Source organism: Ruegeria sp. BHSB064, from assembly GCF_059613205.1.
In genome coordinates, this window is record NZ_JBXWSB010000142.1 from 1 (window position 1) to 9,710 (window position 9,710).

General features: G+C 53.7%; 12 protein-coding genes and 1 pseudogene. 8 read left to right on the top strand and 5 right to left on the bottom strand.

Annotated elements, in window-relative coordinates:
* The 3 genes from AC2FNU_RS21605 to AC2FNU_RS21615 all read right to left on the bottom strand — a co-directional run.
* Window positions 1-299: hypothetical protein (locus AC2FNU_RS21605; RefSeq protein WP_496792342.1), on the bottom strand; the 299-nt coding region annotated here is incomplete at its 3' end.
* Window positions 278-664: a hypothetical protein gene (locus AC2FNU_RS21610; protein WP_496792344.1), complete on the bottom strand. Its 387-nt coding sequence runs from the start codon at window positions 662-664 to the stop codon at window positions 278-280. The genes AC2FNU_RS21605 and AC2FNU_RS21610, both read right to left, overlap by 22 nt.
* Window positions 661-885, bottom strand: coding sequence for a hypothetical protein (locus AC2FNU_RS21615; RefSeq protein WP_496792347.1), 225 nt, complete (start codon window positions 883-885; stop codon window positions 661-663). The genes AC2FNU_RS21610 and AC2FNU_RS21615 overlap by 4 nt, the downstream gene beginning before the upstream one ends.
* Before the next feature lie 366 nt (window positions 886-1,251).
* Between AC2FNU_RS21615 and AC2FNU_RS21620 the strand changes: the two are divergent.
* Both AC2FNU_RS21620 and AC2FNU_RS21625 read left to right on the top strand, forming a co-directional pair.
* Window positions 1,252-1,551, top strand: a pseudogene (locus AC2FNU_RS21620) (transposase family protein); the annotation flags it as partial.
* Window positions 1,552-1,840: 289 nt separating this feature from the next.
* Complete coding sequence (locus AC2FNU_RS21625; protein ID WP_496792350.1) at window positions 1,841-3,187, top strand: ferredoxin reductase family protein; 1,347 nt, start codon at window positions 1,841-1,843, stop codon at window positions 3,185-3,187.
* A gap of 295 nt (window positions 3,188-3,482) precedes the next feature.
* Here AC2FNU_RS21625 and AC2FNU_RS21630 read toward each other — a convergent pair whose 3' ends face one another.
* On the bottom strand, window positions 3,483-4,115 hold the full coding sequence (locus AC2FNU_RS21630; RefSeq protein ID WP_496792352.1) for a hypothetical protein: 633 nt from the start codon (window positions 4,113-4,115) through the stop codon (window positions 3,483-3,485).
* A gap of 240 nt (window positions 4,116-4,355) precedes the next feature.
* On the opposite strand from AC2FNU_RS21630, the gene AC2FNU_RS21635 reads away from it, so the two are divergent.
* The 6 genes from AC2FNU_RS21635 to AC2FNU_RS21660 all read left to right on the top strand — a co-directional run bounded on the left by AC2FNU_RS21635 (window position 4,356) and on the right by AC2FNU_RS21660 (window position 8,185).
* The gene (locus AC2FNU_RS21635) at window positions 4,356-4,760 is read left to right on the top strand and encodes an AraC family transcriptional regulator ligand-binding domain-containing protein (RefSeq protein WP_496792356.1); all 405 of its coding nucleotides are present in this window, start codon (window positions 4,356-4,358) and stop codon (window positions 4,758-4,760) included.
* On the top strand, window positions 4,718-5,389 hold the full coding sequence (locus AC2FNU_RS21640) for a helix-turn-helix domain-containing protein (protein WP_496792359.1): 672 nt from the start codon (window positions 4,718-4,720) through the stop codon (window positions 5,387-5,389). The genes AC2FNU_RS21635 and AC2FNU_RS21640 overlap by 43 nt, the downstream gene beginning before the upstream one ends.
* A 5-nt stretch (window positions 5,390-5,394) precedes the next feature.
* Window positions 5,395-5,709 carry a molybdopterin cofactor-binding domain-containing protein gene (locus AC2FNU_RS21645; protein ID WP_496792371.1) on the top strand — a complete coding sequence of 105 codons (315 nt, stop codon included), beginning with the start codon at window positions 5,395-5,397 and terminating at the stop codon, window positions 5,707-5,709.
* A gap of 182 nt (window positions 5,710-5,891) precedes the next feature.
* Window positions 5,892-6,716: a class I SAM-dependent methyltransferase gene (locus AC2FNU_RS21650; protein WP_496792363.1), complete on the top strand. Its 825-nt coding sequence runs from the start codon at window positions 5,892-5,894 to the stop codon at window positions 6,714-6,716.
* A 55-nt stretch (window positions 6,717-6,771) separates the two neighbouring features.
* Complete coding sequence (locus AC2FNU_RS21655) at window positions 6,772-7,152, top strand: group I truncated hemoglobin (protein WP_496792365.1); 381 nt, start codon at window positions 6,772-6,774, stop codon at window positions 7,150-7,152.
* 4 nt (window positions 7,153-7,156) lie between these two features.
* Window positions 7,157-8,185, top strand: coding sequence for an adenylate/guanylate cyclase domain-containing protein (locus AC2FNU_RS21660; RefSeq protein WP_496792367.1), 1,029 nt, complete (start codon window positions 7,157-7,159; stop codon window positions 8,183-8,185).
* A 24-nt stretch (window positions 8,186-8,209) separates the two neighbouring features.
* Here AC2FNU_RS21660 and AC2FNU_RS21665 read toward each other — a convergent pair.
* A partial coding sequence (locus AC2FNU_RS21665; protein WP_496792369.1) for a winged helix-turn-helix domain-containing tetratricopeptide repeat protein occupies window positions 8,210-9,710 on the bottom strand: 1,501 nt, incomplete at its 5' end.

Below are 9,710 nucleotides of genomic sequence, written 5' to 3' on the forward strand. Positions count from 1 at the left end.
TTCTGAAATCGGCGGGAAAACCGGTTCCACAACAGAGGTGAAAGAACAAATGGCATATCTCGATAAGTATGTGACGCGAGTTCGGGAAGCTGAGACAACAGCTCGAGCACCAATGTCGTGCCAGCGCGCGCCAAAGAAGTTATCAGTACCGGGTTTTTGTCATTCGCATTCGCGAAACGCTCGGCCATCATGCGGTCTTCAATGTCGGACGCCGCCAACTGGACCGAAGCACTCGAAAACGCCAATCGGTGTATTATCCGCTCAGTCCGGCCATATTTTACTTCAAACTTTTTAGCCACGAGCTCAAACCCCAGATTGCAATAATTAACAAGGAAATTAAGGCGATAACACCCGGGTGAAGCAGCCAGGCTAAAACATCTGATCTGCTTGCAATACCTGCAGCATCTGCTGAGACAATCGGCAAGGCCGTTACCACAATTACCGCCGCAAACCGCCAAAGAATTTGCCCGAAACAACCAAACATTCGCAGCGACGCCTGTTGTACCTCTGCTTCGCGGGAAGCTTCGTTGAGGTCCTGGTCGCGCATCACGGCCAGAGCGCCCTTGGCGACATCAATTGCTTCTTTCGCATTTGGGATGACGCGAAATTCTCTCAATGCCAAAACAAAAAGGCCAACTGATACCAAGCCAACTGCAACAGTCATAAGTCGGTATCTGAGTTCTCAGTAGCTGTCTTGTCGGAAGCTTTTCTGCGCTTCACCAAGCGTTTGAGCGGGTACCAAACGAATCCGACGAACGCGAGCAGTACTGCACCAAATAGTGCAATGAGCGTACCAATTGCGCCTAAGCCAGCACCTGGCCCGATGTAAGCCAACGCCGATGTCGGGAAAACTACAAGTCCGAACAAAAGAAACAGCACACGCATGCCAAAAACCTTTTAACCCTCAACACAACACTAAGATCAACGCCAGATCGAAATACGCGGAGAATCGGACGATGGCCTTACTGCACAAACATTACTATATCACAATATATCCATTTTCGCGTACGATCGATCAGGCCTAGCAATGGCAAGTATGACCAAAGTTGTCTGAATGGATACTGAACACACTATTCATCTTCCGTTCACATTGGACCTTTCTTTGAAGCTGAAGACAGATCGGGCGTGTTTCCAAGTACTTGACCGTTAATTGGTTGCTGCCATTTCATCGTCTGCACTGGCCGCGGGCATTATTACCGGACGGGGCATTGTCAGGTTGTTGAAGCCGACTTGCCGTTATAGCGCGACGTCATGTTAAATCCGTCAGATCTTTCTCGTCTCAAGGGCTTCCGTTTCCCGCGCGTGATCATCGGCTATGCGGGCTGGGCGAGCCATCGCTTTGCTCTCAGTCTTCGTGTCGTTGAAAATCTGTTGGCGGCGTGGGGCGTCACGGTTTCCTACGAAACGGTTAGAGTTTAGGGGGCACGTTTTGGTGTTCAATTTGCCGCGAAGGTCCGACGGGATCGGCCGCGACCGGCCGACAAATGGCATCTGGACGAGGTCGTGATCGTTATCATCGGCAAGATGCATTGGCGCTGGCGAGCCATCGAAAATGACCTGACAATGCCCTCGGATGCGGCCCTGAGATAGCAACCTTCCAAATAACTATCTCTGTGGACCAACTTAGGCCGCTCAAAAGGTGGTCCACAAGCTTATTTAAGGGCGCCGCAGCCAGACACCGTAGTGAGATTGATATGAGCTCTGCCGGTTTGGTCAAACCCAGCGCACTTAAAGGCATAAACTTTCGACCTATGCCGCTTGAATTCTGCCGAAAGGCCAATTTTGTCGGATGCAACAGCTTCTCAGGTAAAGACAACCCCATTCTCAAAAAGGACCCGAGATGAATCCAATTGGCCTCATTCTGATCTGTGCAACAACGCTTATTCCGGCAAATCAGCTCTTTTCCCTGCCAGGCATCACGGACCGAGCCGCATTGTTTTCGCAGTATTTGGGTCTTGCTGCACTTATCCTCATGGCGTGGGGTCAGATTCTGTCCACGCGTCTGAGGGGTATCGAGCATCTGTTCGGTGGGCTGGACCGGGTTTATATCCTGCATAAATGGTCAGGTATCGTGGCCATGGCGGCCTTACTTATGCACGATACGATAGGGGCTGAAATACCCGGGTTGGGTCGCGAAACCGCATTAAACGACTTTGCTGAGTCACTCGGCGAAATAAGCCTGTATGGTCTTCTCCTGTTGGTTCTTCTCTCAGTGGCGACCTTCGTGCCATACCACCTGTGGAAATGGTCGCACAAAGCGATGGGTGCTCTGTTTGCCGTTGGCGCTCTGCATTTCTTTCTTATCACGAAACCCTTTGCGATGACCGATCCTGTCGGGCTTTACACAGGTTTGTTCTGTGTGGCTGGTGTGGCCGCTTACCTGTGGATGTTGCTTCCGGACAGGTTGCGCCCGTCTTACCGCTACAAAATCTCAAAGCTTGAAACGACCGGCGGAGCGCTTGCCATCACGTTGGAGCCCGAGGGAGAAGGGCTAGGCCCGGTGCCCGGGCAGTTTGGCGTCCTGCGATTCACCGGTGCTGGAAAACACGAACCTCACCCGTTCAGTTTTTCAAAGATCGGCTCGGACGGCGATCTTCGCGTGACGATTAAGTCGCTTGGGGACTATACCGCCAATTTGAAAAGCGTGTTGAAAGAGGATCAGTTGGTGCATGTTCAGGGGCCATTTGGAAGGTTCCGCCACGCCGGCAAAAGACCTGAGGTCTGGGTGGCAGGAGGCATCGGTATCACACCCTTTCTGGCCTGGGCCGATGCGCTGGATACCAATAGCGAGCCTGTGACCCTCTTTTATTGTGTCAAATCGCGCTCAGACGCACCGCATCTGGAAGAAATTGAAGCCCTGGCCCGGGTGAAGCCAAATTTGCAACTGCACCTTGTGGTCTCGAATGAAGGTCAGCGGATCAGCGCAAAACAGATTTCCGACTCAGTTGGGCCGAACCTGTCGCAGGCCAAGGTTTCGTTCTGTGGCCCAGCCAGTCTTCGGGTGTCGCTTAAGGCTGGGCTGACGCACTACGGCATAACTTCGCGACGGTTCCACTATGAAGAGTTTGAGTTCCGGAGCGGCATCGGGTTCACGCGTTTCATCAAGTGGTTGATTGGCCGGTTTCTGAAGTTTTGCGTCGTCATACGGCGGGTACGGACCTTGCCACGCAACGAGAAAACGACCTGACCCAAACTAAACTAGTACCAATGGACGATGCTTTTCGTATCGGCATATCGCACTTTCGGAACGGGCAGTTGCAAGCGGCCTTGAAGCTGTTTCTGAGATCATCCTTTAAGCACCCAGGGGGCTCGACCGATTGAGGCAGAGATACACGTGTGCGCGGAATAATTTGACACGCGTCACTATATGGAAAGTTGCGACAACCAAGTGAACGAGATCATTTGAGCCGGTATGAAGTGGCCGGGTCAAAGAACTGACCTGGCCAACGTGGATTCAGGAACCTGGTTCCGTTGCATTTCGTTTAAGGGCGCCCGATTGGGGGTTTGTTGGGGTTATCTTGCCATTGTTTGACCTTGAGGACGCCGCCAGCGGCTTGCGCAATCGCATCGAGGTACTGACTTGCTGACATGTCCTGAACCTTTTGTTCCGCATCCTGTTTGATGGTTCCATCAGCATCGCCAACCTGTTTACTGGTATCGGCAAGGCCGTTGTTTTGAACCGTGGGCGCGGACTGGAAATGCGACTCGCCGTCCAAGTAGAAGTCCCCACTGGCGTGCTGTGATTGAAGCAGTTTCCCACTTGTATCGACGGCCCCGGCACCCGCATCCTGCGTAGCTTCAAGCGGAGAGGGCGTTGCCGCATGATTGACAGCGTTGCCGATGACGGGCGAAACGACCTTGGAGCTGCCCAAATCTTGCGTCGCGTCCAACGGAGACAGGTTGGCAATGAGGTTAACAATTTTTCCGGTAACGGTTGTTGTCATATCCGTTGATTCATGCGCCGTGCCGGTCAATGTTTCCGAGTGGCTGATTTTGGCGCCGTGATGTGCGGCTACAGCGTGGTGACCCGGCCCTGCCATGGCGGATCCTGCTGTCAGAGCAATCACCAGTGCCGGTGCAATGACGTGTTTTGTGAATGTGCTGAAGCGTTCCATTTTATTTAATCTCCTTGTCGTTCGATTACATCTCCAATCTAGGAACGCGCTGGGCTTAGATATTGTGAGAGGAGCTCAGTTTTTTGGGAATTTCCGTCAAGTCGACGCACTTCCGTACGGTTGCCCTTGTGCCAGCCTGCAAACCTTTGCTTGGCATAGCTTTTGGAGCCTGTCTATTATTGCCCAAAACCAAAAAGTCCCCCGAGTTTTCAGTGGGTCAGTCTCAGGCAACGTATCAGGATGACAAAAAGCGACGTGAATACTGATAGCCAGTCTTGGAATGTTCCGGGTTTTGGCGTGCATCACATAGCCAAGCTTCTGGATAATCGCGGTTCAGATGTTGCTAAGCTCTTGAGGTCGGTCAACCTCTCGGTGGATGTTCTCGATGCACCGCCAAACTTCGTCGATGTTCGCAATGAGCAACGCCTTCTGGACCTAGCGATCGAAGAGACCGGAGATCCCCTGTTTGCGATCTTTGCTGGCAAGACATTCAACCCAAGAAAAACGACGTTACTCAGCTATGTCGTTTTGAACTCGCCGACTGTTGGTGCGGCGATTGAAAAAGCCGTTACCTACGTACGTGTGGCGCGGGTTTCGCCAAAATGTCGTTCTATGAAGAAGAGCGCGGTGTGTTCCTTGAGATAGATTCCGTTGCTCAGGTATTGCGGTCTGCCGGGGCTCACAACGAGTTTCGGGTTTCCGCCTTTTTGACCAGTCTTCAAATTGCAGCTGAAACGCCCTTGCCGGTGCTGGAGATACGGTTTCCGCATAAGATGAGCGAGGAAAAGTGCACTCTGATCTCGGATGCCTTGTCGGTCACAGTCAAACAAAACCAGCGTGTTCCGGGAATATTGTTCGAAAAGACCGTGATGGATGTTCCCATCAAGGACACGGACCCAGCCTTGCTGTTGCATCTTGAAACGCATGTGCAAAACCTGATGAAAGACCTGCCGCCAATCATCGGGGAAACGAGTGCGCTGGTGCAGGGCGAGATCACATCGCGACTGTCATTCAGTGCACCCACGCAAGATGAAATCGCGACTACGCTGGGGATGAGCGTCAGTACACTGGGTCGCAAGCTTGCCAAGGAGCGCACGAGCTACAAACAACTTCTAAAAGACATTCGCGCAAGGCTGGCCGAGCAGTATCTTGATGACCCCAAGCTGAGCCTGTCTGAAATTGCGTTCGCACTCGGCTACTCCGATCAGGCTGCGTTTACAAATGCCTACAAGAGCTGGACGGGACAATCTCCGGGCAGCGTTCGAACAGTTTAGGGGGCCTGTCGGTTGAAGCGTCTTTTCAGGCACCTATCACGAAAGCCAAGCGTGCTACCTTCGCGGGGTATAGCTCGTCCATGGCCGCAAGTGTCGCCGAAATCGACTTGGATGCCGACAGCGTAGAAATTCAAATTGCCTGCTTCTTAGCTGCGATTGACGCCGGTCAGATTGGCTCGCGGGACAGCGCGCGCAATCAGTTAGAAGGCGGGATCGTGTTGTTATCTCAATGGGGATTCACGGGCGGCCCACTCCAGACACTGAACATTCAATCCGGACGTTGCAGCCGCACCCGCATAGCGGAGATTTGTCAGCGGTAATCGTCGAACTCAATTTAGCATGGCACCACGTACGTCGAGGAGCCCTCTGATCTCGACCGAAACTGCCAGAAACTGGCAAATCTGCAGAAAACATCAGGTAATCTACACGTCTCCTTCAAGGTTCAACTCCGAACTTTTGGCAAGAGTATTTCCATTGAAAGCGAAATCAATGGAGACAGACAATGAACACAGCAGCCACACTTCCTGCCGCACCTGATTTGGCCGCGGTAAAATCAAAGCAACACGCAACATGGTCTTCTGGCGATTACGCGGCCGTTGGCGTTACCTTGCAGATTGTTGGAGAAACTCTTGCCGAATCCATGGATTTGCGCCCAGACGCGCGCGTTCTGGATGTGGCTGCAGGAAACGGCAATGCGACTCTTGCGGCCGCGCGGCGGCACTGCGATGTCGTTTCCACGGACTATGTTGCAAGTCTATTGCGTGCCGGTGCCGCCCGCGCCAAGGCCGAGCACCTGGCGGTTGCTTTTCGAGAAGCGGATGCAGAAGATCTGCCTTTTGAAACGGCGTCCTTTGATCACGTAACCTCTACGTTCGGGGTCATGTTTACGGCCAACCAACAGGTGGCCGCCGATGAAATGCTGCGCGTTTGTCGTAGTGGAGGCACCATCGGTCTTGCCAACTGGACGCCGGAAAGTTTCGTTGGCGAAGTGTTCCGGACCATCGGACGACATGTACCCCCGATGCCTGGCGTTCGCTCGCCGTTGGAGTGGGGCACTGAAGCCCGTTTGCACGAACTTTTTGGTGCACAGGCCAAAAGGATCCAAATCACAAGACGTCATTTCACTTTCCGCGAACGCTCACCTCAACACTGGGTGGACCGCTGGCGCGAAGTTTACGGCCCCATGCACAAGGCTTTTGCCGCTGTCGGCGACCGGGCACCGCAACTCGCGGCGGACCTGATCGCAGTTGCCCGGAATTACTCGACTGACACTCAGGCCATGATTGTTCCGGCGGAATATGCCGAGGTCATCATTCACCGCGCTTGAAAAAGCCCTCAGCCCGGTGGGATTCCACCGGGCCAACATTTTCAGGAGACCATTCATGCTTGGGCGTTCCGAATTCAAAAGAACACTCCCGCTTTTTGACAAATACGGCGGTATGCGTGCTTTGCATAAGGTCATCATCGACTTTTATGACCGAGTGCTGGACAGCGATATTGTGGGTCCTTTTTTCGACGACGTCGACATGGCCAAATTGATTGATCACCAGACGAAATTCTTCGCGTCAATATTGGGGGGTCCTGCGAATTACACAGATCAACGACTGGTGAGCGCACATCGCCACTTGACCGTCACAAACGCGCAATTCGATGAAATCATAGCGCTTCTGAGCGAGACGCTGACCGAAGCGGGCTTTGCTCCGGACGATCTTTCCAAAACGCTTTGCGCCGTTGAAGCGCGCCGTTCGCTTATTGTCAGGTAGTTCCATGCAGATACAAGACATCAGCGCGAGGCTACTTGGTTCCATCAATGTTGGCATCTGCATCGTTGACGCTGACAGCGGCGTCATCGTTTCGCAGAACCAAACGTTTGAGACATGGTTCAGCGATGCGGCACAGGGCCAGGTATTGAATTTGGACCTGTCCTTCATATTGAAAGACCTGCCAGACAGGGAGCCGGTGGAGGTTCGCACGAAGGTTAAACATCGTACTTTGGTCGTTGAACTCAGTGCCCATGAAGCAGAACACGAGGGCAACAGGTTGATCGTCATCGAAGGTCATAACATCTCGCGCCTTCGCGAGACAGAAGCCATGATCGACAGCTATGCAGCTATGGTTGACAAGCGCACCCGAGAGCTCGAACGGCAAAACAGGCGGGTTGAAAAACTGCTTTTGAACATGATGCCAAAATCGGTTTACGAGGAATTCATGACCTTCGGGTGTGTCACGCCTCGATTGTTCGAGCCGGTCACGGTCATCATGCTGGATTTTGTCGGATTTACGAAGATGGCCGCAGCGGGCGACCCGAATGTAACCGTTTCTGAACTCAACTCTATTTTCACAGCATTCGATCAGATTGGTGAGCAGCACGGCAGCGAGCGGATCAAAACCATCGGCGACTGCTATATGGCGGTGACTGGATTACCGCATTCCACGCCAGATCATGCGCTTTCTGCGGCGCGTGTCGCGTCAAAAATGATGCGCTTTCTGGAGAGGCGCAATCAAACCCACCCGCACACATGGCGTGCTCGCATCGGTATCGCCAGCGGCTCTGTCGTGGGTTCGGTGGTTGGTGTTCAGAAATACGTCTACGATGTCTTCGGACCAGCGGTGAACATGGCCGCGCGTTTGCAGGCTCAGTCAAACCCCATGGAGATCACGATCTGCGAGTCCATGCGCGACGAATTGATCGATGACTTCAAGATTGGCGAGGCCGAGACAGTTTCTTTGCGTGGATTTGGCGAAACACAAATTGCGCGCCTGAGACATTATCAACCAAACAGAAAGGTCGCATGAGCCGTAGGCGCGGGACCAGTGTTTTCAAAAACCTGCCTTGCGAAATGAATTGAGCATGCGATCACGGTATGCCTGATCTTTCACGACACTCGCGGCAACGAGTTTCTCGGCCGTGGCATCCGGCCTGACAGCGCGGACAGTCTCAGCCATGGCGTGCATCTTTTCTGCCAAGCCAAGTTCGGCCGCACAGGCCAAGATCAACCGCGGTGCCCATGTAGAGCCCGGGGCTTCAATGTAGCCTTGTTCAAGTAGTGGCAATGCATCTTCATATTCGCCCAATCCGTATCGGGCAGCGCCGATGCCGAAGTAATAGCTAAATCGCATCGGATCATGCGGGCTCAGGCGCAGCGCTCTTTCGTAGTTGGCAACCGCTTCGTTCATGTTCCCGGCAAAGGTCTCAACGGCCCCCAACATCGCCCAGGCCCAAGCCAGGCTGGGATCCAGTTCAAGCGCCGACTCAAGATGGTGGCGCGCTGCCAAATGTTGCCCTGCGGCCACTTCAGCAGTGGCTACGAAAGTCAGGACCAATGTGTCGCGCGGCGCCAGGTTCAGCGCGTATTTTCCATGCTCCATCGCTTCTGCAAGCGCTGTTGGGCCATCCGGTGCCCAATCAGACATCGCCTGCTGCCCAAGGCACCACGCCAGCATGGCGTGCGACAAAGCATGGTCCGGATCCAGGTCCAATGCGCGCCGCAAGTGGATCACCGCCTGCCGATTGTCTTCCGCGTCCATTCGCATGCAAAGGGGCGTCGCCCTTAAGAGTTCATGATATGCGTCCGTAACGTCGGCTTCCGCCAAGGCGCGTTGCACTTCGACCATCATTATGTTCGGCACCAGGCGGCCCAAGATGGCGGCCACAACCTGATCTTGCGCTTCAAAGGGGTCCTCAAGCTGCCCTTCAAAGCGGTCTGCCCAAACCTCTGCTTGCCGTCCCGCATGCAACAGCGATGCGTTGAGACGAAAGGCATTGCCAGAAAAGCGCAGCTTGAGCCCAAGCACGTATCGAACGCCCAAATCCTGTGCCGCTTCTCTTGCGTCGCTCTGACCCGAACAACGCGCGACATAAATCGTTCCCACTCGACCAATGGCCGCGCTGATATCGTCCTCTAACCCTTCACCAAAGGCTCGTTGAGCATCTGTCGGATGCACCATTGACGTCGTCATGATGGCAATGGAGGGTTGCGACAAGACTGTTGCAGCGCCGGTCTTGTCATGGGCTTCCTCAACGGTGCCAACAAATTGGAAGCCACGCCCGTGTACAGTTCGCACCAGAGCTTGACGCGCGCCGTCGTCTCCGATTGCAGCCCGCACCGCTTTGACCCTGCTGCTCAGGGCAGCATCTGAAACGATCCGATCTTTCCAGATGACCGAAAAAATCTCGTCTTTCGAGACGACACGTTCGCGGTTTTCGATAAGATGCCGAAGCAGCGCGAATACTTGCGGCTCGGTTGCAATGGGAACCTCTTCCCGCGTCAATTGCAGGCGGTTTGTGTCCAGAACATATTGATCAAAGGCATATTTCACA

Bases quoted from the DNA above. Each gene is read 5' to 3' on its own strand.
- AC2FNU_RS21610 (WP_496792344.1), bottom strand. From the start codon at position 664: ATGACTGTTGCAGTTGGCTTGGTATCAGTTGGCCTTTTTGTTTTGGCA.
- AC2FNU_RS21615 (WP_496792347.1), bottom strand. From the start codon at position 885: ATGCGTGTGCTGTTTCTTTTGTTCGGACTTGTAGTTTTCCCGACATCG.
- AC2FNU_RS21625 (WP_496792350.1), top strand. From the start codon at position 1,841: ATGAATCCAATTGGCCTCATTCTGATCTGTGCAACAACGCTTATTCCG.
- AC2FNU_RS21630 (WP_496792352.1), bottom strand. From the start codon at position 4,115: ATGGAACGCTTCAGCACATTCACAAAACACGTCATTGCACCGGCACTG.
- AC2FNU_RS21635 (WP_496792356.1), top strand. From the start codon at position 4,356: ATGACAAAAAGCGACGTGAATACTGATAGCCAGTCTTGGAATGTTCCG.
- AC2FNU_RS21640 (WP_496792359.1), top strand. From the start codon at position 4,718: ATGTCGTTCTATGAAGAAGAGCGCGGTGTGTTCCTTGAGATAGATTCC.
- AC2FNU_RS21650 (WP_496792363.1), top strand. From the start codon at position 5,892: ATGAACACAGCAGCCACACTTCCTGCCGCACCTGATTTGGCCGCGGTA.
- AC2FNU_RS21655 (WP_496792365.1), top strand. From the start codon at position 6,772: ATGCTTGGGCGTTCCGAATTCAAAAGAACACTCCCGCTTTTTGACAAA.
- AC2FNU_RS21660 (WP_496792367.1), top strand. From the start codon at position 7,157: ATGCAGATACAAGACATCAGCGCGAGGCTACTTGGTTCCATCAATGTT.